Genomic DNA, 25,460 nt, shown 5'->3' on the forward strand with positions numbered 1-25,460 from the left:
GGCCTCGCATGTGGCGGAGTCGCTCAACGGCGAATGCGGCGAATTTCCGGCATCACCAGTGAGCAATTTGCGTACCGCGAAAACCAGTCGATTCACGCGACGGAATCCGCCGAACGGCGCGTTTAATACACACGACCGTTCAGGGAGATCTTCGACATGTTTTCGAAACCGGCAAGGCAACTGTCATTCGTCGCGCTGTGGATTGCACTGACGGCGGCCCGCTTCGCGCACGCCGATACGGATGCGTCGCGACCATATGCGCCCGTCGCCCATGTCGCCGATCAGCGCGTGACCGTGCGCGTACCGGGCGGCGACGGCACTTTGCCACTCTACGCCGATCGCCGTATCGATGCTGTGGCATCTGGCGTCACACACGTCTTCATCATCATTCACGGCACGCTGCGCAATGCGGACAATTATTTCGCCGCCGGCCAGCAGATGCTCGCGGCAGCCGGCGCAAGCACGAAAGAAAGCATGATCGTCGCGCCACAGTTTCTGACCACGCGCGATCTGCACACGTTCGCGATTCACGACACGACGCTGGCATGGTCCGAAGCCGGATGGAAAGCAGGCGATCCTGCACGCCGGCCGTCGCCCGTCAGTTCGTTCGCGGCACTCGATGCGCTGCTCGAACATTTCGACAATCGTCAGCTTTATCCTGCGCTCTCGACGGTGACGGTCATCGGGCATTCGGCGGGTGCGCAGGTCGTGCAGCGCTACGCTGTGGCCGGTCGCGCCGAAGACGTGTTGACGCACGATGGAATTCGCGTGCGCTATGTCGTCGCGAATCCATCGAGCTATGTGTACTTCGACGATCTGCGTCCCACTGCGTCAGGCGCTTTCGCGCGCGTCGATACGCAGGCCTGTCCGCGCGCTGTCGAATGGAAATACGGCATGGCCGATGCGCCCGCTTACGTGGCCGCACAAGACAGCGCATCGTTAGAGGCGCGATACGCATCGCGCGATGTCATCTACCTGCTCGGAATGGATGACGTCGATCCGCACACGCACTTCATCGATCGTTCTTGTGCGGCAATGGCACAAGGTCCGTTCCGGCTTGCGCGCGGGCTCGCGTATTTCGATTATCTGACGCACCGATATCCCGCTGGGTTGAATCAGCGAGTCGTCAAAGTGCCCGGCCTCGGACACGATGGGCGACGCATGCTGACATCGGCGTGTGGCGTAGCCGCGCTGTTCGATCGTCCGATGCCTGCTGCGTGTCCCGTCGAAAGCGCCACGCCGCGCCGGTCAGACTGACACGGTCTCCCGCTCCGCAGACAACGCGTCGATCGTAGTCAGGCAATGCAGATCGAGCGCTCGCGTGTGCTCGGTCATGTAGTCGACGAACACACGAATCCGCGCCGGCAAATGCTTGCGGCTCAGATAGCAGATGTAGTGGCCGCTGTCGTCGGGCGCATACTGCGTGAGACAACTCACCAGCCGCCCTTCGCCCAGCAGATCGCACACCTGGTAGCCGGGCAACTGTGCGATGCCTTGACCATCGAGCACCGACTGCAAGATCAGATCAGGGTCGTTGAACGTGTGCGGTGCGTGCGGATGGCGCCTCAGCGGCAGTCCATCGACCTTGAACTCCCATTCCCTCACGCGTCCCGACGCGGTGCGGAAATTGATGCAGCAATGGTCCGCGAGTTCGTCGACATGACGCGGCAGCCCATGCGCCCGAACGTACGATGGCGCCGCGCAAACGATCATCTGCATCGGTATCAACTGACGCGCGACGATCTCGCTGTCCTCCATGCGTCCGTCGCGAAACGACACGTCGATACGATCCGCGGTGAAATCGGCGGGATGGTCGTTGAGCAGCAGTTCGAGTGCGATCTCCGGATACTGTGCGTGAAAGCCGCGTAGCAGCGGCGCCACGATCTTGCGCCCGAAGCCCGGCGTCGAGTAGATGCGCAAGCGTCCTCTTGGAGGACCGTTGCGTAGCTCGCGCATTTCTTCGAGTGCCTGGACGATGCGCTCCACGCCCGCCTGGCAGTTCTCAAAGAAGAGTTCGCCCTCGCGTGTCAGCGACGTGCTGCGGGTCGTGCGCAGAAAGAGGCGCGTGTCGAGTTGCGCCTCGAGCTTCTGCACGTTCCGGCTGACGGACGAGCGCCCGATGCCGAGGCGATCGCCCGCTCTGGCGAAGCTGCCCTCGTTGGCAACGGCAAGAAAGGAAACGACGCCGGCGAAACTCGTTGCGAAGGTGCTCGCAATCGGATCGTCGGCGCCTGTGACGGAGCGGCGCGGTGCGTAATCTGACATGGAAGCGCAGAAAGTGGAGTCCTTATGTGACTAGACGTTTGAGCGCTTCCGTTTGTGACGTGCGTCAGCCGTTTTTTTCCAATGAACCTCGCAAGAAGGTCGGCGGGTTACTTCTCCGGTACGAGAACAGGCGCGCCCTTGTCCTTCAACAGCAGCACGAGAAACTTTGCCGGCTTCGTCTTGCTCGCGTTGCGTCCGACCGTGTGCACATCGTTCGGGCCTTCATAGAAAGACTGTCCCGGCTTCAGCGTGACTTCCTTGCCGCCCTTTACCTGCATCACGATCGTGCCTTCCAGCACGTAGATGAAGCCGTGCGCGTTGTGACGATGCACCGGGTCAGCGGCGCCGGGCGGATACTCGACCACGATCATCAGCGCTTCCTTGCCGGGATAATCGTCGAGCGGCTGGGTCATCACGGGCGTGACGATCGCTGCGGGTGCCTCTGCACGCGCCAGGCCCGTCAACGTGCCCGTTGCGAGGAGCAGGGACACGGCCATTCTTTTGAAACGAAACATGATGCGCTCCTCACAAAGAACCACGCGCCGACTCAGGCGAGGTTGGCCTTGTCGAGGCCGAATGCCTTGTCGGACGAACCCGGCACCGTGCGAAACGCGACGTTCGCACGGTTCCAGCCGTTGATGGCCATCACTTCGAACGTCAGATCGGACAGTTCCTTCTCGGAGAACTGGCCGCGCACGCGCTCGTAGATATCGTCGGGCACGCCGTGCTCGGGAAGCGTGGTCAGCACCTCCGTCCACGCGAGCGCAGCACGTTCGCGCGGCGAGAACAGCGTCGACTCGCGCCAGATCGCCACGTGATGCAGGCGCAGTTCGCGCTCGCCGTGGATGCGCGCTTCCTTCACGTGCATGTCGAGGCAAAAACCGCAGCCGTTGATCTGCGATGCGCGGATATTGACCAGATCGCAAATCGATTCTTCGATTGCGGAGTCCTTCAGCAGCATGCTGAACTCCAGATACTTCTTGCACAACTCCGGCGATTGCTGAAAGTAGTTGATACGCTGGGTCATGATTTCTCCTGGCGACAATGACAGTGTCATCCGTGTAGACGGATGTCGTTCGCGGCGATGAACCGCACGGAAGTCATGGTAGGGTCGCGAGGCGCGCGGCGGTAGACATGGGGACAGGCTCACGGTGTTGCCCTTTAGACACCAATCGCGTGAGCCGAAGTATGGATGCTCAGAGCGTGCCGTATGCGGCAACGATGCGCGCCAGTTTGTCGGGATTGCGTTGAACATGGATTTCGACGATACGCTCGCCGTCCGTTTCGAACGATTGCGCGGATTCCAGCTGGCCTTCGATATAACGCAGGAACGCCGGCCGACCGTTGAGCGTCACGAGCCTGACATGAACGCGGCCCGGATAGCGGCGCAACGCCGCGTAGAACAGCTGCGCAATGCGCCGTCCGCCCACCATCGGTTTCGGGAAGCTCGTCACCTTGCCGCCGCCGTCGCCGATCAGGACCGCGTCTTCAGCGAGGAACGTGTTGATCGCATGGAAGTCCGCGCGTTCCAGTGCTTGTGCAAAGCTCTGCAATAACTGGCGATGCGTTTCGCGCGGCACGGCATGGCGCGGCCGCTCGTCGCGCAACTGCGCCTTGGCGCGGCTCACCAGCTGACGGCACGCCGCTTCCGTCTTGCCGATCGCATCGGCGACTTCGTCATAGTCCGCATCGAAAACTTCGCGCAGGAGAAACGCGGCACGCGCTTCCGGCGTGAGCCGTTCGAGCAGCATCAGGAACGCAACGGAGACATCGTCTGCGCGCTCCGTCATTTCTTCCGGCGTGGCGGGCGAATCCGTGATTTCGGGCTCGGGCAGCCAGATACCCGTGTAGTGTTCGCGCTGGATTTTCGCGGCCCGCAGACGGTCGATGGACATGCGCGTCGTCACCGACACGAGCCACGCCTCCGCGTTGTCGATGCTCGCACGCTCGGCCGAATGCCAGCGCAGCCAGACGTCCTGCACGATGTCTTCCGCTTCGGCGACGGAACCGAGCATCCGGTATGCGATCTTTTGCAGGCGCGGGCGAAGCTGATTGAATGCGAGGGCGTCGGCGTCCATGAGATGTTTCCTTGGCCGTTTCCATCAGACGGAAACGGTGAAGGCGTGACGATCCAGGGTGGCAAAACTGAAGTGTGCCACGGACGGCCAGACAGGCACCGGGTAAGGGACACGAACGCGCGCTTGCCGGGCGAGACGCATGCTTTGCAGCCATGCGTCCGCGCCCGCTACGTCGACACGTCAGAACGTGTGACGCATGCCGACCGTCACGGCCACTTGCGAGTCCGTCGACGAAGGCGACAGGGTATTGATCATCGCGTGCGACAGCACCGAATCAGCCGGTGCGCCATGCACGTTCTGATAAACGCCTTCGAGGTAGAAGTCGGTGCGCTTGCTGACCGCGTAATCCGTTTGCAGCATCGCGGTATTCCAGCCAGGCGCCGAGCCGTTGTACGCACCATGCGTGTACGTGTACGCGCCCGACACGCTCAATGCAGGCGTGAGCGCGTACTTCGCATTCACCTCGTAGTTGTCGAGGCGCAGCGAACCGGCCAGCGTGCCCGCCGACGAATCGTTCGCGCCGAGATAGGTGCCCGTGCCGAACGAGAACACGCCCGATGCATTGTCGATCTGCGTATGGCTCCACACCAGGCCGACCGTTGCCGGGCCGAACGTGTAGTTGCCGCCAAGCGACCAGATGCGCTGACGTTCCGCGAGGAAGTTCGCGCTGGCATCGGACGACGTGATCGCGCCGCTGCTGTTGCCCGCGTTGTTGAATTGCAGATAGCCCGCCGCGAGATTGAGCCGCCCCATTGCATACGACAGGCCAAAACCGTAAGCGCGATTGTTCGCGAAGTCACCCGCCTTGTTGCTGAAGCCGTACATCGTGGCGAACGTCACGCCGCGATACGTCGGGCTGGTGTACTTAACCGTGTTGTTGACGACGACGGAATTCGCGGCCAGGTTGTCGTTCTCGAACGGATGCGCGGCCATGCTTCCGCCCCACGTGTTGAACTCCGCCGTCAGCGGGCCGACGAGGTCGTTCATCACGTCGAACTGGCGGCCGAACGTCAGCGTGCCATAGGGATCGCTTTGCAGACCAACCCATGCCTGCGAACCGAAGGCGTCACCGGAGAATGCCTGCGCGCCGTTATTCAATAGAAAGCCCTGTTCGATCTTGAAGACGGCATGCAGGCCGCCGCCGAGATCTTCCGATCCTTTAAGGCCGAAGACCGTGTTCTGCGTCGAACTGCTCACCATCTGCCAGTTGCTGTGACCCAACTGATTGTTGGTGTACACCAGACCGGTGTCGATCAGACCGTAGAGTGTGACGCTGCTTTGCGCATGCGCTGAAACAGTAAAAGCTCCGAGGAGTGCGAGGGCGAGTAAGGATTTCTTCATGTTTGTCTGGCTCCGTGATGATGCTGCCGAGAGTCGATCGGCGTGTGCCTGTTTTAGGGCGCGCGATCATAAAAGAACAGGCGATGGTTTGGCAACCGGAAATACGCCGGACTCAAGACAGCGACTTCATCATAGGATCGACAAAAACATCCCGTGTCCAAGTGCGCAATGGAAAATAAACACGTGCGCTCACGGGATATCGACTTCTTTCAGTTACGTGACGCGCCCGATCGAGGCCGTTTGCGGCGGCCATCGGCGGAGCGTTCGAGCAACAGCCGATCCATTGCGGACAGCAGTTCGGAAGGATCGAGCGGCTTGCGCAGGAAGCCGTCGTAGTAGACGAATGCGGGCGGACTCGGCTCGCCCGACACGAGAATGAACACGATTTCCGCGAGGCTCTGTTCGTTGCGCACGTGATAGCACAACACGCTGCCCGACATCACCGGCATGCGCCAGTCGGCTACGACGATATCGACATCCCGCTTGCGAAGCAGGTCGAGCGCCGCGCGTCCGTCCTCCGCCATGCAGGTATCGTAGCCATGCGACTCGCACACGCATTGCCACGCGTCCAACGTTTCGACGTCATCGTCTACAAGCAGCACTGTCGGCATATCTGGCCTCGCTCATGACCATTCGATGCACCACGCTCGCGTCCGCTTCGTGACGTTCGAGCGCCCCTCCACACATTGCCTTCCAACGAAATCGAAAGACCGACGCCGCGTTCCATGCTGAACCCGAAGCGTCGGCCTTCTTTCAACCGCGTTGTTGCGCTGCTTGCCGGTTCCGGTTCATTTATACCGGGGACGGATTGCGCTCCGCGAAACCTTCCTGATGCCAGTACGGATAGACGGGCCGGATCTTGCTCGCTTCATCGAGCTTCGCGACCTGCTCCGCTGTCAGGTTCCAGCCCACTGCACCGAGGTTCTGACGCAATTGCTCCTCATTGCGCGCGCCGATCAGCACCGTCGAAACAGTCGGCCGCTGCAGCAGCCAGTTCAACGCGATCTGCGGAATCGTCTTGCCTGTTTCTTCAGCGATCGCGTCGAGTGCATCCACGACGCGATACAGATATTCGTCGGGAACGGGCGGCCCCATGTCGGCCGTCTTGTGCAGACGGCTCTGATCCGGCAGCGGCTGGCCCCGGCGGATCTTGCCTGTCAGTCGGCCCCAACCGAGCGGACTCCACACGACGGCCCCTACACCTTGGTCAATGCCGAGCGGCATCAGTTCCCATTCGTAGTCGCGACCGATCAACGAGTAGTAAGTCTGGTTGGCGACGTAACGCGGATAGCCATAGCGCTCCGCGACATCGAGCGATTTTTGCAGATGCCAGCCCGAGAAGTTCGACACGCCCGTATAGCGGATCTTGCCCGCGCGCACGAGATCGTTCAGCGTCGAGAGCGTTTCTTCGACGGGTGTCTTTGCATCGAAGCCGTGCAACTGGAACAGATCGATATAGTCGGTTTGCAAGCGCTTGAGTGCTGCATCGACGGCCTTGATCAAATGGAAGCGCGACGAACCCACGCTATTCGGATCGTTTTCATCGAAACGAAATGTGGCCTTGGTCGAGATAATGGTTTTGTCGCGACGGCCCTTCAGCGCCTCGCCGAGGATGGATTCCGATACGCCGTTCGAATAGATGTCGGCACTGTCGAACATCGTGACACCGGCATCGAGGCAAATGTCGATGAGCTTGCGCGCCTCGGCGACGTCCGTCGCGCCCCACGCCTGAAAGAATTCGCCTTTGCCGCCGAACGTTCCAGTGCCGAAGCTGAGCACGGGCACCTTGAATCCTGACGCGCCCAGGTGACGATATTCCATATTGGCCTCATTGATGGATCGGTTGGATGATGCAGCGCGCCCACGCGCTGCGAAGCGAGTGCGAACGTCAGGTCGATAGACTACTCCTTTGGCCCGCGGCGTGCTGGCAAGTGCACCGGCGTCAATGCAACTGAAAGAAGCGGCGCTTGAATATCCAGAATGAATAGCCAAAGGAAAGCGCTTAACAGCATTTAGAAAGCAGGCAGGGCGCGCATTTTCATGCGCGCCCTGCTTGTGGTTTTGTTGATGGTTCAGCCGTTGACGGTCTCGAACTCGTTACGCATCGCCTTGCCCTTGCTGCGCAGTTCTTCCGTCGTTTCGCCGCCGCCATTCGGCAGCCATCCCGGCGGCTGGATCACGTGATTGATTGCGATCCACACAGTCTTCGCCGTAAAGACATCGCGGATCAGCGTGGCCCAGTGCTCGAACTCGACGACGAACGGATTGCGCGACGTGGTCGGCGTGACGAGACCGTAGCGGCAGGGTTCGTCGGCGCGTTCTTCGATGTAGGTACCGAACAGCCGGTCGAAGACGATCAGCACGCCGCCGTAGTTCGCATCCAGATAGTCGACGTTCGATGCATGGTGCACACGATGCGCGGACGGCGTATTGAACACATATTCGAGCCAGCCGAGCTTGGGCACCCACGTCGTGTGCAGCCAGAACTGGTACAGCAGGTTGATATAGAGCGTGGTCAGCACGACTTCGGGGCGCACGCCGAGGAACACGAGCGGCGCGAAGAACATTGCCGAACCGGTCAGCTTGCCAGTGACGCCGAGACGGTACGCGGTGGACAGCGTCAGCTGGTTCGGCGAGTGATGCACGGCATGCGTGGCCCAGAAGAAGCGCACGCGGTGCGATACGCGGTGATACCAGTAGTAGCAGAACTCCTGTCCGATGAAGAGCGCGAACACCATCAGTGCGCTATTGATCTGTACGGTGAACAGGCGATGGTCCCATGCGAGATTGAAGACGGGTGTCGCGAGCGAGAGCGGCAGGAGCGCAAGCAGTCGGCGCGCGACGAGATCGAACAGCGAAATCCAGACTTCGTACCACGCGAAAGGCGCGGCCGAATTGCGGCTCTTCCGGGTGAGAACGACTGCTTCGATCAACGATGCGACGACGACGAAGCCTGTTCCGAAGAGAACGAGTTGTGTGAGGTTTTCCATGACGATGCCATAACGGTTTGTGGCGGGAGGTATCGTCTGCGGTGGGGTTTGGATCAGTGCATCGCATCCGATGTGTGCACTGTAGAGATGACAGCCGTTACAGGCTATGTAGAAGTTATTTCACGCCATGTCACGGCGCTCCTAGCCTTGCTGGACGGGGCTTACGGCGGGAATGGCGGCGTGTGGGAAAGGCGTCGCGAAAGGGGAAATATTGCAGGATCAGCGGTCTTTCGAACGGCCGTGCAAATCGGGCGGCTCGCGCCGTGCGCTCAGCCGGGCAGGGTCGCGCGCACGGTGTATTCGCCTTCCGGCACTTCGATGCCGAGCCGTTCGACCGACGTGTAGAAATCGGCGGGCAGCGGTTCGACGGGGTAGCCGCGCTTCTCCCATGCATCGAGGCCGCCCTTCAATGCGTGCGCGTGATGAATGCCTTTGCGATGCAGCTGCCCGATGATGCGCTTGGCCGTCGCTTCGCTCGGGCACACGCAATACACGACGATGGGATGGGCGAGCAACGTGGCGTCGAGCTTCTCCGGCGAGTCGAGATCGAGCGGATAGGCACCGGCGATACGGTAGGCCTCTTGTTCGCGCACGCTGCGCGGCCTCGCGTCGAAGATCAGCGGCGGCGCGTCGGAACGCATCATGGTGTCGAGCTGATCGGGGCTGATGCGCATTTTCGCGAGCCAGCGGCGGAATTGCGTGCGGCGTACCCAGCGATACAGCAGCACGGTCACGCAGATTGCGGCGAACGCGTCGAAGATGGTGCCGCCGTTGTGGCGGACGAGCAGCATGGCCTGCACGATCTCGTCATGAAGCGCGGCGCCGCCGATCAGATACGCGCCCGTCCACAACGACGCGCCGACGGCATCCCACAGCAGGAACACGCCGGGCGCGATGGCCGTCGTGCCGAGCAGCGGCGCGGAAATCAGGCCGAGGCCGGGCAGGAACTTGGCGAGCGTGAGAATCGGCGCGCCGTGCCGTTCGAAGACACCGCGCGCCATGCGCAGGGTCGTATCGAGCGAGAGGGAAAAGCGCACGAGTCCGTTGAGAAGCCGCCGCCCGCGCACGCGACCGACGAAGAACCACAGCGAATCGGCCAGCAGTGTCGCGCCGACGGCCGCGCAGAACACGGCGGCGTACGAGACCTGCCCCATTGCGGCCATTGTCCCGGCGAGCATCAGCATCGGCGCGGCCGGCACGGGCACGCCGAGCTGTGTGACCAACACGCTGAGGAAGACGGCCCAAGGGCCTAGTGATGCAGGGATGGCAGTGGGGAAGTGCCACACGGTGAGGTGTTCCTTTGGTTTCTTTTCGCAAGGCGGGTTGTTGCGGTTTGCGACGCGTGGGATTTTAGACGGGATTCATGTAAAGCGTGTTTCTGGTGGGCAATGGTGCGCAGTGGTGCGCAGTGGTGCGCGGGTAAAAATTGCGGGTTTTGCCTGCGGCGCGGTCTTTGCCGTTCTTTTTTCGCTGGCATCCGCGGTTTGCCTTTGCACTCTCGCTGGCATCCGCGGTTTGTCTCTGGTTTGCTAGGGTTGCCCCTGTGCGGGGCGGCACTTACTTTCTTTGCCGCCGCAAAGAAAGTAAGCAAAGAAAGCGGGCTAACACCGCCAGTGCTAGTTTTTGCCTGCGGGACCCCAACAGTTCTTACGCTTCAGGCGGCAACGCACTTGTTTTCGCGCGTTGCCAACGCGCTAAGGCACGCATCACCCACTCCACACTCCCGCGACGCGGACCGCGTTACCAGACATTCACCGCCGCCCAGGTGGCAAACTGTGTGTAGGCCGTCGCGATGGAAGTGCACCACTCCAGACTGAAAAGCGGATCGGTGTCGTAGGTTCGCCAACGCATGCGATGCGACAACCTACACACGGTTTGCCACCTGGGCGGCGCGGACGATTCGCTGCCGCTGGCTGCCTGCGGGTGATTGGAGTGGGTGATGCGCCGGTTCAAGGCGTTGGCAACGGGCGGAAAACAACGTGTTGCCGCTAGAAGGACGGGGACGTCGGGGCTCCTGGGCAATCACACGGGCTGGCGGTGTGAGCGGCTTTCTTTTGCCTACTTTTCTTTGCCGCTGCAAAGAAAAGTAGGTGCCGCCCCGCACAGGGGCAACGCCAGCAAACCAGAGCCATAACGCGGATGCCAGCGAAAGCGCAAAAGCAGAACTCGAACCGCGAATACCCGCGCCGAAAAAATCCCAATTTGCGACTGCGTCGCAGACAAAAAAACATCCAACCGGCAAACCACTATTGCCGCCCTCCCACATCTACGCCTAATCTTGAGAACGGCCAGGAACAAGGCCGGCAAACCGCAAGCAGCGTCAATGAACGCTGCACCCACATTCCGAGGCGCTACACATCACATGTCAGCGTACAAGTTCAAGCTCCTCATCGTCGACGACGACGTCGCGACGGTGCGCATCATGAGCGATATGCTCTCCGACTACGGGGAAAGGCGCTTTGCGCTCTCAGGCGAAATGGCGCTGCTGCTCGCGCGTCAATCCACGCCCGACCTCATCCTGCTCGACGCAAGCATGCCCGGCATGACAGGTTTCGACTTCTGCGAAATTCTGAAAGCCGACAGCGAACTCGCGAAGATTCCCGTCATCTTCGTCACGAGTCACGACGCGCCCGCGCTGGAAATCGACGCGTTCCGGCTCGGCGCCTCCGATTACGTCACCAAGCCGCTGAACGCAACCCAGTTGCGCGCGCGTGTCGAAACGCAACTGCGAAAGCGCCTCAAGATACTCGATCAATCAGAAAGCTTTCGCGCAGGCTCGTTCCTGCCGCCGACGCTCGGCGCATTGCCCGACAACATCCTCATCATCGAGAACGATCCCGGCCGCCTGAGCCGCTTGCAGGATCTGCTGCACGACCTCGGCCGCTGCACGTCCGCGGCGACAGGCGAGCAAGGTCTGGAGCGCGCGCTGCACAGTCTGCCGACGGTGATTCTTGTCGACGCCGCATTGCCCGACACCGACGGCATGCAACTGTGCGCGGCATTGAAGAAGGAACCTCGCCTGGAAGGCGTGCCCGTGCTGCTGATGACAGAAGGTGCAAACAGCGAGGCCACCGACTACGAACACGCACTGCTGGAAGGTCTCGCCGATAGCGTGCTCAATCACGCGCACCCGACCGTGCTCAAGGCACGCGTGAAGAACGCGATCGCGTCCGTACACGCAGACCAGAAACGGATGGGCGCAATACGCGAATACTGGCTCGCAGTCGAGAAAGCAGCGAGGCGCGTCGAACGCAAGAACGGCGAAGGAACGCTTCCCGAATGAGCGGCGCCGGCCCTCGTGCGCCGCGCCGCCCTTCGATCAGAACCCCGCCGCGAGGCCGTCGCGCCGGCTATCGCTCGCGGCGACATAGCCGCGATCCGGCTCGTTGCGATCGAGCTTCCAGATGAACTGTCCCGAGCCGAAATCCATATAGGGATCGTAGATTGACTTGATCGTGTGGCCGAGACCTTCGAGTTGCTGCGCGGTGTCCCGGTCGAGCGTCGCCTCGACGTCGATCGTAAAGTCTCGGTTGACCTTCCAGCGCGGCGCGTCGCAGGCGGCCTGCGGCTGCTGGCCGTAGTCGAGCATACGCACCACCGTCTGCAGATGCCCCTGCGGCTGCATATCGCCGCCCATTACGCCGAAGCTCATCACCGCTTCCTGTCTGCCGTCCACCTGCTGCGTGAGGAACGCGGGAATGATCGTGTGGAACGGCCGCTTGCCGCCTTCGACGACGTTCGGCGACTTCGGGTCCATCGAAAAACCGCAGCCGCGGTTTTGCAGCGAAATGCCGAGATCGGGCACGACACAGCCCGAGCCGAAACCCATGTAATTCGACTGGATGAAGCTCACCATCATGCCGCGCTCGTCGGCCGCCGACAGATAGATCGTGCCGCCCGCCTTCGGCATGCCGAAGCCGAATTGCGTCGCGCGCTTCGGGTCGATCAGCTTCGCGCGCGACTTCAGGTACGCGTCGTCGAGCATCTGTTCGGGCGTGACTTCCATCGAACGCGGATCGGCAACGTAACGGTAAACGTCCGCGAATGCGAGCTTCATCGCTTCGATCTGCAGATGCTGCGATTCGATTCCGTCGACCTTCATCGAAGCCATATCGAACTGCTCGAGAATGCCGAGCGCGATCAGTGCAGCGATGCCCTGCCCGTTCGGCGGAATCTCGTGCACCGTGTAGCCACGATAGTTCTTGCCGATCGGCTCGACCCAGTCGGGCTGATAGTTGCGCAGATCGTCGAGCGTCATCGCGCCGCCGCATTCGCGCGAGAACGCCGCGATCCGCTCGGCGATCTCACCTTCGTAGTAAGCGCGCGGACCTTTTTCAGCGAGCAGCCGCAGGGTCTTCGCGTGGCCCGGCATGCGGATCAGTTCACTGACTTCGGGCGCGCGTCCGTGCGGCATGAACGCACCGGCGAAACCCGGCTGGTTCTTCAACTCGGGCACAGCGGCCGCCCATTTGCGCGCGACGATGCTCGCGACGGCATGACCGCGCTCGGCGATTTCGATGGCGGGCTCCATCAGGTCCGCGAACGGCAGCGAACCGAACTTCTTGTGCAACGCTTCCCAGCCCGCAATCGCGCCCGGTACCGTCACGGTGTCCGCACCGCGCACGGGTTGAATCGCGACGCCGTTGTTCTCGCCATATTTGCGCCTGAAGTAATCGACACTCCATGCAGCGGGCGCGACTCCCGACGCGTTCAGGCCATGCAACTTCTGGCCGTCCCACACGAGTGCGAATGCATCGCTGCCCAGACCGTTCGACACCGGTTCGACGACGGTAATCGCGGCGGCAGCGGCGATCGCCGCATCGACGGCATTGCCGCCTTTCCACAGCATGCGCAGACCGGCCTGAGCGGCGAGCGGCTGCGACGTCGACACGACGTTGCGCGCGAACACGGGCATGCGCACTGTCGGATAAGGGTTTTGCCAGTTGAAGCTTGTCATGTTTTCACTCTGATGATCGACGGTGCCATTGCTGCGCCGTCATGGAAAAAATCAGGATTCGCGCGGGTCGAGCGCATCGCGCAGTCCGTCGCCGAGCAGGTTGAAGCCGAGCACCGCCAGGAAGATCGCGATGCCGGGAAAGATCGACATCCACGGCGCCTGGCTGACGAAGTCTTTGGCGGTATTGAGCATCGATCCCCACGACGGCGCGGGCGGCAATTGCCCCAGGCCGAGGAACGACAGGCTCGCTTCGGCGATGATCGCGCTCGCTACCGTGAGACTGGCCTGCACGATGATGGGCGGCAGCACATTCGGCAGAATGTAACGCAGAATGATGCGCGCGTGATCGAGACCGATCGCACGCGCGCCCTCCACATACTCTTCGGCCTTGACGCTGATCGCCTGCCCGCGCGTGAGGCGGATGAAGCGCGGCATCGCCGAAATGCCGATCGCGGCCATCGCGTTCGTCAGGCTCGGCCCGAGGAACGCGCTCAGGGCGATCGCGAGAATCAGGAATGGGATGGACAGCAACGCATCGGCGATACGCGAGATCACGCCGTCGACGAGCTTGCCGAAATAACCCGCGAGCAAGCCGAGCGGCACGCCCAGCACCACGGCGATGCCCACCGACACGACGCCCGCCAGCAGCGAAGCGCGCGCGCCGTACAGCAGACGGCTCAGAACGTCGCGACCGAGTTCGTCGGTGCCGAACCAGTGCGCCGCCGACGGCGCCTGGCGCACGGTCATGAAGCTCGCCTGTACGGGGTCGTACTGCGTGAGCCACGGCGCGAACACGGCCATCACGACGACCAGCGCAACCAGAAACGCGCCGAATACAGCGGCCCGGTTGCGCATGAAGCGCACGAGTCCGCGGCGCTTGCGGCGCGGCAAGGCGCCGGCGGACGGGACGGAGCGGGCATCGAATGGAGTCGCCATCAGCTTCGCCTCAGTCGGGGATTGAGCAGGATATACAGCACGTCGGCACACAGATTCACGATGATGAACGCGAGTGCGGTGACGAGCACGACGCCTTGCACGACGGGGTAATCGCGATTGAACACAGCATCGACGACGAGCTTGCCGAAGCCGGGAATCGTGAATACCTGTTCGGTCAGCACGGCGCCCGCGAGCAGTTCGCCGAACAGCAGCGCGAGCACGGTGACAATGGGAATCAGCGCATTGCGGAACGCATGCTTGACGACCACCGCGCCGCGCAGCAACCCCTTCGCGCGCGCGGTGCGGATGTAGTCGGTGCGCAAGACGCCGAGCATCGCGCTGCGCGTGTGGCGCATCAGTTGCGCGCCGAGCGCCGCGCCCAGCACGAACGCGGGCATCAGCATCGTCTTGATGCTGAGCCAGAAGTCCTCGCCCGGCGACACGTAACCCGACGACGGCAGCAGATGCCAGCGCACCGACACGATGAAGATCAGCATGATGCCGAGCCAGAAGTTCGGAATCGACATGCCCGACAGCGCAAAGATGTTCGCCGCGTAGTCGAGCGGGCCACCCCGGCTCGCCGCCGAAATCACGCCGGCCGGGATGCCGATGCCGATTGCGAGGATCATCGCCATCACCGCGAGCTGGATCGTGACGGGCAGCTTCTGCGCGATCAGCGAGCGCACGGGCACTTCCGTGCGAAGCGACGCGCCGAGGTCGCCGTGCGCGACGTCGCGCACCCACAGCGCGTACTGCGTCGGCACCGGCTGATCGAGGTGATACTTCACGCGCAGCGTCGCGATGACCTGCGCGTCCTGATCTTCGCCTGCCATCGCCAGCACCGGGTCGCCCGGCAGCAGCTTTTGCAGGCCGAAGATCAGCATCGACACCAGGATCAGCGTCGGCACGGCCACCAGCATGCGATTCGCGATGATCCGCAGCATGACGCTCAGCCCTTGACCGATACGCCGCGCAGACGCACGAGGCCGTCGGCGAAAGGCGTGAAGCCCTGCACCTTCTTCGACAGCACGAACGGCCACGGTTGCGCGTAGATATAGACGATGGGATCGTCGTCGGCGAGGATCTTGCCGGCCGCGTCGTAGTCCGCCTTGCGCTCGGTCGGCGTGAGCTTCGTGCGCGCGCCGTCGAGCAGCGAATCGACTTGCTGGTTGCAGTAGTGCGCGTAGTTCAGGTTGCCCGCGCAGGTGTTGAACTGATGCAGATTGCCGTCGGGATCGACGCGGCCGGACCAGCCCGTGTACATCGCCTCGAAATCGCCGCTATGTCCGGCGTTCAGTTCCGTCGCGTAGTCGCTCGGGCGCAGCTTGAGCGTGATGCCGGATTCGCCGAGCATCGCCTGCAGCATCTGCGTGATCTGGCTCGCGACCGTGTTGTTCGGATACGCGAACTCGATGGTCGGATGCTCGTGACCCGACGCCTTCAGCAGCGCCTTCGCCTTCGCCACGTCGCGCTTCGTCGTCGGCAGCGATGCGTTGTAGTACGGGCTCGACTTCGGAATGCCCTGATTGGCCGGCGTGAAGATGCCCGCGCCGATCACCTGGTCGATGGCATCGCGATCGATGGACAGTTCGAATGCCTGACGCACGCGCTTGTCCTTGAGCGGACCATTGCCGCGCGGACCGTTGTTGATGTTGAACGTCACGTAGTAGAAGCCGAGCCCTGTCACGGGCTTGAACTGCAGATTCGCATCGCCCTTCACCGATGCAACGTCGGACGGCGCGAGACGTTCGAGCATGTCGAGCGAGCCGGAACGCAGGTTCGCGAGCCGCACGGTGCTGTCGGGAATCGGCTGGAAGACCACGCGCTGGATCGGGTACTTGTCCGCGTCCCAGTAGCCGGCGAACTTCTCCAGAACCACGCGATCGTTCTGCACGCGCTGCACGAACTTGTACGGTCCCGAGCAAACGGGATGCGACGCGACGCCCGCTGCATCGGCGAGCGTCTTCGGCGCGAGCATCATGCCCGCGCGATCGGACAGCGTGGCGAGCAGCGCGGCGTCGGGCTGCTTCAACACGATCGTCACCGTGCTGTCGTCAACCACGTCGACGTGATCGATGGACGACAGTTCGCTCTTGCGATTGCTGGTCGGCAGGCTGCGATAGCGGTCGAGATTCGCCTTCACGGCGGCCGCGTTGAACGGCTCGTCGTTCTGGAACTTCACGCCCTGGCGCAGCTTGAAGGTCATGCTCTTGCCGTCGGCGCTGGTCGTCCACGAGGTGGCGAGCATCGGCACGATTTTCAGGTCCGGCGTCACGTCGACGAGCGAATTGCACAGCGACGCGAACACGATCCGGTCGACGAACTGCACGCTGCGTGCCGGATCGAGCGAACCGATATCGTCCTGCAAGCCAATGCGGATGGTGGTCTGAGCCATCGCGGCGGATGCGCTCAAGGCGAGCGTGGCGGCAATCAACATTCTTCGCATGCGTGGTGTCCTTGTTGCGGTTCGGGTTGCCATCTGAGATCGAGTTACCGGTTCGCGTTTGCGCTTGTGTGCGTATTCGCCATCGCTGCCGCCTGCTTTTCGCGGTAGAGCGCGAGTCGTTCGTTGAGCTTCGCGCTGACGCTCGCGACGAGCGGCGCGCCGCTGCCCGCGTTCTGCACGTCGCGCCAGAAATGACAGGCCACCTGGCGTCCGCCCGGCAGCGCCTCGGCCAGCGGGCGTTCCTGCGAACAGCGCGGCTTCGCATGGGGACAACGCGTGTGAAAGCGGCAGCCGGACGGCGGCGCCGTCGGACTCGGCAGATCCCCTTGCAACGCCGGCTTCGTGCGGCGCTCGTGCGGGCTGCTGGCGGGAATCGCGCGCAACAGCGCCTGCGTGTAGGGATGCAGCGGTGTGTCGAACAACGCATCGACGGGTGCCAGTTCGACGATTTCGCCGAGGTACATCACCGCGACGCGGTCGCTCATGTGGCGGATCACGGCGAGATCGTGTGCGACCATGACGAGCGTGAGGCCCAGTTCGGCCTTCAACGATTCGAGCAGATTGATCACCTGCGCCTGCACGGAGACATCGAGCGCGGACACGGGCTCGTCGCCGACGATCAGCTTCGGCTCCCCCGCCAACGCCCGCGCGATGCCGATGCGCTGCCGCTGCCCGCCCGAGAACTCGTGCGGATAACGCTCGGCGTACGCGGGTTGCAGGCCCACTTTGGTCAGCAGTTGCGCGACGCGCTCGCGACGCTCCGACGCGTTGCGAGCGAGACCATGAAACGCCACCGGCTCGCCGATGATCTGGCCGACCGTCATGCCCGGATTGAGCGACGCGAACGGGTCCTGAAAGATGATCTGCATCTCGCGGCGCAGACGGCGCAGCTTCGCGCCCTGCCAGTGCGTGATGTCTTCGCCCTGATAGATCACGCGGCCTTGCGTCGCGTCGATCAGGCGCAGCAGCAGACGGCCGAGGGTCGACTTGCCGCAACCCGACTCGCCGACGATCGCAAACGTCTCGCCCGTCTGCACCGCGAACGACACGTCGTTGACGGCATGCACGGTCGGCGTGCGCGCGAACATCTGGCGTTCGCCGCCGAAGCGTTTGGTCAGCGCGCTCGCTTCGAGGATGTTCGGCTTCATGTCGTGACCTTTTGCTGCACGGACTCGGCGAGTTGTTCGACGGGCGCCAGCCAGCAGGCGACGCGATGCTCGCCGGACAGCGTGCGATCGGGCGGCGCCGCGTCGATGCAGCGTTGCTCCGCGAACGGACAGCGCGGCGCGAAACGGCAGCCGCGCGGCATCTGCTCGGGCGACGGCACGGAGCCGCGGATCGTCGCGAGCGCGCCTTCGCGCCTGCCGACGGACGGAATCGCGCCCATTAAGCCGATTGTGTAGGGATGCTGCGGGTCGTCGAACAGATCGGCGACCGTGCCGTATTCGACGATCCTGCCCGCATACATCACGGCGACGTGATCCGCGACTTCGGCAACCACGCCGAGATCGTGCGTGATCAGCAGCATCGCCGTGCCCGTCTCCGCCTGCAGTGTGCGCACGAGCGACAGCACCTGCGCCTGAATGGTCACGTCGAGCGCGGTGGTCGGTTCGTCGGCGATCAGCAGACGCGGGCTGTTCGCGAGCGCCATCGCGATCATCACGCGCTGACGCATGCCGCCCGACAGTTGATGCGGGAACGCGTCGAGGCGCGTTTCGGGTGCGGGAATATGCACGAGCCGCAGCATCTTCAGCGCTTCTTCGCGCGCTTGCGCGCGGGGGATGCCGCGATGCCGCCGGATGCTTTCGCCAATCTGCTCGCCGATCGTGTAGGCGGGATTGAGCGAGGTCATCGGCTCCTGGAAGATCATCGACATGCGGTTGCCGCGAATGTCGGCTAGCTCGCGCTCCGGCAGCGCGAACAGATCCACGCCCTCGAAATGCGCCGTACCCCCGACCCGCCGCGCGGGCGGACTGGCGAGCAGTCCCATCAGCGCCAGCGACGTGACGCTCTTGCCGCAACCCGATTCGCCGACCATGCACAAGGTCTCGCCGGCATGCACGGGGAACGAGACGTCGTCGACGACATTGGGCACATCGGGCGAGTTCGAAAACTTCAGCGAGAAGCCTCGTACATCGAGAACCGGCCGGCGTTCTGCACCGGTCATGCGTGAAAGCTCCGCATTGCCTTGCTCGTCCTTTCAGATCGTCATCTGACGATCATAATGGCGCGTCTCGTACAAAAAATATTAAACTTTCTTTTCGATGCTTAAGTTTTTCTCATGAGTCGATGACGGCTCGGAACCGGACCTGCCCATGCCGACGCTTCGTATGCTGAAGACCTTCAAAGCCGTTGCCCGCACCGGCTCGTTCTCGGCCGCCGCCGATAAAGTCGCATTGACGCAGGCCGCCGTCAGCCTGCAGATGCGCGGACTTGAAGAAGCGTTGGGGCGTCAGCTATTTGACCGTCGCGGGCGGCAGATCACGCTGACACAGCATGGCCACACGATCTGGCCGAAAGTCGAGCAGATTCTCGATCTGCTCGCCGAGCTGGAAGCGAAGCCGATGGACGCGATGGAGGGACCGGTGACGATCGGCGCGGTGGTGTCGGTAATCGGCGCGCTGTCGCTGGCCGTCGCGAGGCTGAAGGCAGCGCATCCACGGCTCGACGTGCGGCTGCTGTCGGCGCGCTCCGACGAACTCGCGAACATGGTGGAGGCGGGCGAAGTGGACGTCGCCGCCGTGGTCGCGCGCGCGGACGAAACCCTGCCCGATACGCTCAAATGGACCACGCTTTACACCGAGCCGATGATGCTCGTCGTCGGTCGCGATGTCGCCGATAACGACCCGCAACGCATTCTGCGCAGCCACGGTTTCCTGCGCTTCGACCGGCGCGTGCGCACCGGGCAAGTGGTCGAGCAGGCATTGCAGAAAGCGGGCTTGATGGTGAACGAGTATCTCGAACTCAACTCGATCGAAACGATCGTCGCACTGGTGCGCGAGAAGGTGGGCGTCGCGGTGTTGCCGCTGCTGATACGCGGCAACTGGCTCAATGACCCGCTGCTGCGCGTGATTCCGATCTCCAGTCCGCCGACGCTGCGCACCGTCGGGATGGTGCAGCGCGCGTCGGACGACCGCAAGGCGCTGATGCGCGAGATCGTCGAAACGCTGCAGACGATGCCGCGCGACAGGGCGTGAAGCGCACGATATAGCCTCGCCCCTACCCCTCGATCATCCGCATCGCCGAAGCCACACGCCCGCGTCCCGCATGCTTCGCTTCATACAGTTGCCGGTCGGCGGACTCGACGAGTTCTGCCGATCGCGCTTCCGTGGTCGGGATCAGCGTCGCCACGCCCGCCGAAATCGTCACGGTCTCCGCGCAGCCCGAATCGACATGTTCGAGCCTGAGGGCGCGCACGCCTTCTTCCATCTTCAACGCGATGCGCGTCGCCGCGTCGAGCGGCGTGTTCGGCAGCAGGCACGCGAACTCTTCGCCGCCATACCGCCCGACCGTGTCGTAAGGGCGGCGCAGCGTTTCCGTCAGGCGTTTCGCGACGGTCTGCAAACAGCGGTCGCCGGCCTGATGCCCGTAGCGGTCGTTGTAGCGCTTGAAGTAATCGACGTCGACCATCACGAGCGACAGCGGCGCCGATTCGCGCAGGCAATGGCGCCAGCTCGAGTCCAGATCTTCCTCGAACTTGCGGCGGTTGCCGACGCCCGTCAGCCCATCGACGAGCGCAATCGAGCGCAGCACGTCGCCCTGCATTTTCAGCGATAGATGCGCGCGCACCCGCGCCCGCACGATGGCCGGCTTGATCGGCTTCGTGATGAAGTCGACGGCGCCGAGCGACAGTCCGTATTCTTCGTCGGCCTCGTCGGTCTGTGCGGTGACGAAGATGATGGGGATGGTATGCGTGAGCGGATCGGCTTTCAGGCGGCGACAGACTTCATGGCCGTCCATGCCGTCCATCACGACATCGAGCAGGATCAGATCGGGCAACACCTTGCGGCACAGCTCGATGGTCTGCGCGCCGTTCGTCGCCATGAACACATCGCAATCGTCCTTGAAGAGCGCGTGCAGCGCGCGCACGTTGACGGGCTGATCGTCCGCGATCAGCAGCTTCGGACGCAGCGTGAACGTGTGAGCCCAGTCGCCGGGGATGTGATCTAGCATGTCAGTTGATCCAGCATCTCGCGTGTACTTGCAGCGGCCGTGACGAAGTCCAGCGCTTCGATCTCCGCGAGCAACCGGTCGAAACGCGGCTGCAACGCTGACGGCACATGCGGCGCAAGCGTTTCGGCGAGATCGATCGCTTCCAGATTGGACGCCTCCAGTCGTTCGAGCAGGCGGCCAAGCCGCTCCCGATACTCGTCCGTCTGCATGTGTTCCGCGGCGCCCGTGACGTGCCCGTTCGGCTTGTTGCCGAACACGAGACGCAACTGCGCGACGCTGTCGAGCAGCAGACGCTCCAGCCTGTCCACTTCGCCCGACGTCACGGCAGCCGCTTCGCCCTCGCCGGCCGCATCTGCCGCATTTGCCGCATTTACCTCTTGCACGCGATGTTCGAGCGCCGCCGCGAAACCAGCGAGTGCCTGTGCGCCCATTGTCCCCGCACTGCCCTTGATCGCATGCAGCAGCGCCGCGCTGCGTCCCGCACCCGTCTGCTCCGCTTCTTCGCGCAAGTCGTCGAGATGCCGCTCCATCTCGCCGACGAACACACCGAGCGCCTTGCGAATCAGATCCTCGCTGCCGCCAAAGCGCCCGACGATCGACTCTTTGCGTTCGAGCAATTCGCTCGCTGCGGCTTCTTCGGCTACGCGCGCTTCCGTTGCGACTGGCAGCGCGATCGCGTGCGTGTGCGCGAGCAGCACGTCGACCAGATGCTTGACGTCGATCGGTTTGCCGACGTGATCGTTCATGCCTGCCGCGAGACACGCTTCACGGTCCGCGCGCGTCGCGTTCGCCGTCATCGCGATGACCGGCAGCGCCGCGAAGCGGCCGTGCGCGCGGATCAGCCGCGTCGCTTCGAGGCCGTCGACGTCGGGCATCTGCATGTCCATCAGCACCGCATCGAACACGCGCGTGCCCGTGAGCACCTTCTCGACGCCCTCCAGCCCGCTTTCGGCCAGCACCACATGCGCGCCCTCGCGGCTCAGCAGCCCTTCGGCTACTTCGCGATTGAGCGGATTGTCTTCGACGACGAGCAGCGTGAGTCCGGCCAGACGCCCTTCGCCCACGGGCATGCGCGCCGTCCGTCGCGCGTGCGTGGTCTTCTGGCCCGTCAGCACGGTCTGCGCGAGCTGACGCGGCGTGACGGGCTTCGTGACGAATGCATCGAACGGCATGTCGTCGGATTCCTGCGCGGCCGCCAGCACTTCCTGGCCATAGGCCGTAATCATCACGATAGCGGGTGTGCTGCGTCCCGCACGCGCTTCCTCGATGCGCCGCGCCGCCGACAGTCCATCGAGATCGGGCATGCGCCAGTCGAGCAGGATCACGTCGTAGCCTTCGTGCTCGCGCTCGGCGGCTGCCGCCAGCTTGACGGCCGAAATGCCGCCCGGTACGACATCCGCCTCCCAGCCCAGCGCCCGCGCCGTGCGCGACAGCACTTCGCGGGCAATGCCGTTGTCGTCGGCGACGAGCACGCGCAAGCGGCGATCGAGGGCGAGATGCAGATCGAGGTCGTCCGCGTGCACATCGTCGCTGACGCCGAGATTGATGTCGAACCAGAAGCGACTGCCCTTGCCGAGCTGGCTCGCCACTTCGAGCCTGCCGCCCATCAGTTCGACGAGCCGCCGGCTGATTGCAAGGCCCAGGCCTGTGCCGCCGAAGCGACGCGTCGTCGAGACTTCGGCCTGACTGAAGCCTTCGAAGATCTGGCCGATCTGCGCCTCGCTGATGCCGATGCCGCTGTCCGTCACCGCGATGCGCACGCGCACGCCCGAATCGAGCCGCGACAGCAGCGTGAAGCTGACGACCACCTGGCCTTTGATCGTGAACTTGAGCGCGTTGCCCGCGAGATTCACGAGCACCTGCTGCAACCGCAAGCTGTCGCCGATCACGAAGGGCGGCAGATCGGGGCTGATATCGAACAGGACTTCGACTTCCTTGTCGTACTGGTTGCCCGACAGCACGACGCCGAGATCCTGCATCAGCGGCTCGATTTCGAACGAATGCGCATCGAGCTGCAGTTTGCCCGCTTCGATCTTCGAGTAGTCGAGCACGTCGTTCAGCAAGCCGAGCAGCGACTTCGCGGCCGTTTCTGCCTTCACGACATAGCCGCCCTGACGCTCGTTGAGCCCCGTCGATTGCACGAGATCGAGCATGCCGAGCACCGCGTTCAACGGCGTGCGGATTTCATGGCTCATGTTGGCGAGGAACGCCGACTTCGCTTCGTTCGCGGCGTCGGCCTGCTGCTTGGCATCGCGTAGCCGAAGCTCGATGTTGCGCTGCTCGGTGACGTCGTGCGTGACGCCCGTCATGCCGACGGGATTGCCCACCGCGTCGCGCCGCACGGTGAAGGTGGTCTGGAGATGCCGGATCTCGTCGCGCTCGCCCTTCGGCAGCACGATCCGGTAGAGCGGCAAAGGGATGTGTTTCGACGTCACCTCGCCGGCAAACGCGGCTTCCAGTCTTTCGACGGCTGCCGGTCGGTCTTCCTCGTGCACGCGCGAAAGCCAATGCTCGAATCGCAAGCCTTCGGCAGGCGTCGTGGTCATGCCGAAAATCTCGAACATGCGTGTATTCCAGCGCAGCGCATCGTTCGAGAATTCCCACGACCAGATGCCGAGTTCGGCGATGTCCGCTGCCAGCAGCAGTTGATCGCGCGCCTCGGACAACTCTGCGCGCTCGCGAATCTGTACGGACATGTCGGTGATCACGCACACGAAGCGGCGCTCGCCGCCCATCACCATCGCCCCCGTCGACACATGTATGGGGAACACGCTGCCGTCCTTGCGCAAACCCGCCAGCTCGCATTCGCTGACGATGTCGTGCCCATCCGTCCCGGCGCGCTCGGCGAACTGCGAGGCGTAGCGGTCGAACAATTCGTGGACCGTGCCCGACACGAGCACGCGCACGTCCTTGCCGGCGATCTCATGCTCGGCATAACCGAACGCTTTCTCGCCCGCCGGATTGAGCGACAGGATCACGCCCGAACGGTCGAGCGTGATGATGGGATTGACGGCCGTGTCGAGAATCGCGCGCCGCGTTTCGAGACTCGCGGCCAGCTTGCGCTCGACCCGCGTGCGCGCGTTGGCATTGCGCACCAGCCGCCAGCCGAACACGGCGAGCATCAGCACCAGCACCGTCGTGCCCGCTGCGTGCCACAGCGTATCCGACCACCACGGCGCGAGAATTTCGTTCTGCGCGAGCGCGGCCACGACGAACAGCGGGTAACGGCCGAGGTTGCGCTCGCTGTTCAGGCGCGTGACGCCGTCCTGTGCGGACTTCGAGACGAAGCGGGCCGTGTCGCCCGATCGCTGATGCACTTTGAACAGCATCGTATCGGCGACATCCTTGCCGACGAAGCGCGTTTCGAACGGACGGCGCACCACCATTACGCCGTTGTCCGTCACGAGCGCGACAGCGCCGTATCGGCCGATGTCGAGGCTGTCGTAGAAGCGCGAGAAGAAATCGATGTCGATGGTCGCGAGCGCGACGCCGGCGAACTGTCCGTCCGGTCCGTCGACGCGCCGCGACACGGGGATGATCCATTTGCCCGTCGAGCGGCTTTGTACGGGCATGCTGATATGCACGCCACGATCGGCGTGCGTGCGGTGGTAAGCGAAATACTCGCGATCGGCGTTGTTGAAGCTCTTGACGAGCGTGGGCTGCGAATTGGCAAGCCAGTTGCCGTCGCGGTCGTACAGATAGAGGCCGTTGAGTTGCGGCAATTCCGCGGCACGCTGCATGAACAGCCGGTGCAGCCGTTCGAGCGCGTCGGGGCTCACGCCGTCATGTTCGACGCGCTCGACCACGTCGACGAGCGTGGTATCGGCCTGCCTGATCGTGTCGTCGGCGTGCTGCGCCATTGCGCGCGCGAGGTTCGCTGTCGCGACGGACATTTCTTCCATCTGGTCCTGACGCGCGGTGAAGCTGCGCCATACGTCGCTGCCGATCAGCAGCGCGCACACGATGACGATGAACAGCGTCACCCGGATGGGAAGGGATATCCGTCTGAAAATCCGACTGGCCAAGCGAAGTCTCCGACATGCTTACCGCATCAGTTGAAGGTGGCCTGTCAGTAATTCTTGCCGCCTGTCGTTTGCGTAGCAATCGCTGAAAAGCACTTTGCAGCGATTGTCGCGCATGCAAGGAAAGTGCCTTAGGTCCAGACTACCTTGACTTTCCGGTTAACGGCAATGGTTGCTGGTTCTTTAAGACTGTGGCTTCGTAACCCCGGCGAGCAACGATCGGGACTGTTCCGCGTCCCTCGTGCGTTGTTT

General features: G+C 63.1%; 20 protein-coding genes. 3 read left to right on the forward strand and 17 right to left on the reverse strand.

The annotated features are described in order from the left end of the window. Positions 1 to 156 precede the first annotated feature (156 nt). A complete protein-coding gene (locus G3N95_RS09680; RefSeq protein ID WP_205969770.1) occupies positions 157 to 1,257 on the forward strand; it encodes an alpha/beta hydrolase in 1,101 nt (366 codons plus the stop codon). On the opposite strand, the gene G3N95_RS09685 is transcribed toward G3N95_RS09680, so the two are convergent. The 9 genes from G3N95_RS09685 to G3N95_RS09725 all read right to left on the reverse strand — a co-directional run bounded on the left by G3N95_RS09685 (position 1,249) and on the right by G3N95_RS09725 (position 9,960). Further along, on the reverse strand, positions 1,249 to 2,265 hold the full coding sequence (locus G3N95_RS09685) for a LysR family transcriptional regulator (protein WP_205969771.1): 1,017 nt from the start codon (positions 2,263 to 2,265) through the stop codon (positions 1,249 to 1,251). The genes G3N95_RS09680 and G3N95_RS09685 overlap by 9 nt on opposite strands. A gap of 107 nt (positions 2,266 to 2,372) precedes the next feature. After that, positions 2,373 to 2,780 (reverse strand): cupin domain-containing protein, encoded by a 408-nt coding sequence (locus G3N95_RS09690; RefSeq protein ID WP_205969772.1) that lies wholly within the window; start codon positions 2,778 to 2,780, stop codon positions 2,373 to 2,375. Between the two features lie 32 nt (positions 2,781 to 2,812). Beyond that, positions 2,813 to 3,292, reverse strand: coding sequence for a carboxymuconolactone decarboxylase family protein (locus tag G3N95_RS09695; protein WP_205969773.1), 480 nt, complete (start codon positions 3,290 to 3,292; stop codon positions 2,813 to 2,815). A 169-nt stretch (positions 3,293 to 3,461) separates the two neighbouring features. Beyond that, positions 3,462 to 4,343: an RNA polymerase sigma-70 factor gene (locus G3N95_RS09700; RefSeq protein WP_205969774.1), complete on the reverse strand. Its 882-nt coding sequence runs from the start codon at positions 4,341 to 4,343 to the stop codon at positions 3,462 to 3,464. A 180-nt stretch (positions 4,344 to 4,523) separates the two neighbouring features. Further along, positions 4,524 to 5,684, reverse strand: coding sequence for a porin (locus G3N95_RS09705; protein ID WP_205969775.1), 1,161 nt, complete (start codon positions 5,682 to 5,684; stop codon positions 4,524 to 4,526). 209 nt (positions 5,685 to 5,893) lie between these two features. Beyond that, the gene (locus tag G3N95_RS09710; protein ID WP_205969776.1) at positions 5,894 to 6,295 is read right to left on the reverse strand and encodes a response regulator; all 402 of its coding nucleotides are present in this window, start codon (positions 6,293 to 6,295) and stop codon (positions 5,894 to 5,896) included. A gap of 181 nt (positions 6,296 to 6,476) precedes the next feature. Further along, positions 6,477 to 7,505, reverse strand: a complete 1,029-nt coding sequence (locus tag G3N95_RS09715; protein ID WP_205969777.1) for an aldo/keto reductase — start codon at positions 7,503 to 7,505, stop codon at positions 6,477 to 6,479. 251 nt (positions 7,506 to 7,756) lie between these two features. After that, complete coding sequence (locus G3N95_RS09720) at positions 7,757 to 8,674, reverse strand: sterol desaturase family protein (RefSeq protein ID WP_205969778.1); 918 nt, start codon at positions 8,672 to 8,674, stop codon at positions 7,757 to 7,759. Positions 8,675 to 8,943: 269 nt separating this feature from the next. Beyond that, positions 8,944 to 9,960 (reverse strand): VTT domain-containing protein, encoded by a 1,017-nt coding sequence (locus tag G3N95_RS09725; protein WP_205969779.1) that lies wholly within the window; start codon positions 9,958 to 9,960, stop codon positions 8,944 to 8,946. A gap of 1,076 nt (positions 9,961 to 11,036) precedes the next feature. Between G3N95_RS09725 and G3N95_RS09730 the strand changes: the two genes are divergently transcribed. Further along, positions 11,037 to 11,957 carry a response regulator gene (locus G3N95_RS09730; protein ID WP_205969780.1) on the forward strand — a complete coding sequence of 307 codons (921 nt, stop codon included), beginning with the start codon at positions 11,037 to 11,039 and terminating at the stop codon, positions 11,955 to 11,957. A 36-nt stretch (positions 11,958 to 11,993) separates the two neighbouring features. Here G3N95_RS09730 and G3N95_RS09735 read toward each other — a convergent pair whose 3' ends face one another. Genes G3N95_RS09735 through G3N95_RS09760 form a run of 6 tightly spaced genes read right to left on the reverse strand, consistent with a single transcriptional unit; the run spans position 11,994 to position 19,180 of the window. Further along, the gene (locus G3N95_RS09735; protein WP_205969781.1) at positions 11,994 to 13,631 is read right to left on the reverse strand and encodes a gamma-glutamyltransferase family protein; all 1,638 of its coding nucleotides are present in this window, start codon (positions 13,629 to 13,631) and stop codon (positions 11,994 to 11,996) included. A gap of 51 nt (positions 13,632 to 13,682) precedes the next feature. Further along, entirely contained in the window at positions 13,683 to 14,567 is an 885-nt protein-coding gene (locus G3N95_RS09740; protein WP_205969782.1) for an ABC transporter permease, read from the reverse strand. Further along, positions 14,567 to 15,511, reverse strand: coding sequence for an ABC transporter permease (locus tag G3N95_RS09745; protein WP_205969783.1), 945 nt, complete (start codon positions 15,509 to 15,511; stop codon positions 14,567 to 14,569). The genes G3N95_RS09740 and G3N95_RS09745 overlap by 1 nt, the downstream gene beginning before the upstream one ends. 5 nt (positions 15,512 to 15,516) lie before the next feature. Continuing rightward, on the reverse strand, positions 15,517 to 17,013 hold the full coding sequence (locus G3N95_RS09750; RefSeq protein WP_205969784.1) for an ABC transporter substrate-binding protein: 1,497 nt from the start codon (positions 17,011 to 17,013) through the stop codon (positions 15,517 to 15,519). Positions 17,014 to 17,057: 44 nt separating this feature from the next. Further along, a complete protein-coding gene (locus tag G3N95_RS09755) occupies positions 17,058 to 18,161 on the reverse strand; it encodes an oligopeptide/dipeptide ABC transporter ATP-binding protein (protein ID WP_205969785.1) in 1,104 nt (367 codons plus the stop codon). After that, positions 18,158 to 19,180 carry an ABC transporter ATP-binding protein gene (locus tag G3N95_RS09760; protein ID WP_205969786.1) on the reverse strand — a complete coding sequence of 341 codons (1,023 nt, stop codon included), beginning with the start codon at positions 19,178 to 19,180 and terminating at the stop codon, positions 18,158 to 18,160. Before G3N95_RS09760 ends, G3N95_RS09755 begins: the two co-directional genes overlap by 4 nt. A gap of 148 nt (positions 19,181 to 19,328) precedes the next feature. Here G3N95_RS09760 and G3N95_RS09765 point away from each other — a divergent pair, with 148 nt between their 5' ends. After that, a complete protein-coding gene (locus G3N95_RS09765; protein WP_205969787.1) occupies positions 19,329 to 20,210 on the forward strand; it encodes a LysR family transcriptional regulator in 882 nt (293 codons plus the stop codon). Positions 20,211 to 20,232: 22 nt separating this feature from the next. Here G3N95_RS09765 and G3N95_RS09770 read toward each other — a convergent pair whose 3' ends face one another. After that, positions 20,233 to 21,186: a diguanylate cyclase gene (locus G3N95_RS09770; RefSeq protein ID WP_205969788.1), complete on the reverse strand. Its 954-nt coding sequence runs from the start codon at positions 21,184 to 21,186 to the stop codon at positions 20,233 to 20,235. Beyond that, the gene (locus G3N95_RS09775) at positions 21,180 to 25,211 is read right to left on the reverse strand and encodes a response regulator (protein WP_241018340.1); all 4,032 of its coding nucleotides are present in this window, start codon (positions 25,209 to 25,211) and stop codon (positions 21,180 to 21,182) included. Before G3N95_RS09775 ends, G3N95_RS09770 begins: the two co-directional genes overlap by 7 nt. Between the last annotated feature and the right edge of the window lie 249 nt (positions 25,212 to 25,460).

Origin of the sequence: Paraburkholderia sp. Tr-20389, from assembly GCF_017104565.1 — a bacterium.
Taxonomy (GTDB): domain Bacteria; phylum Pseudomonadota; class Gammaproteobacteria; order Burkholderiales; family Burkholderiaceae; genus Paraburkholderia.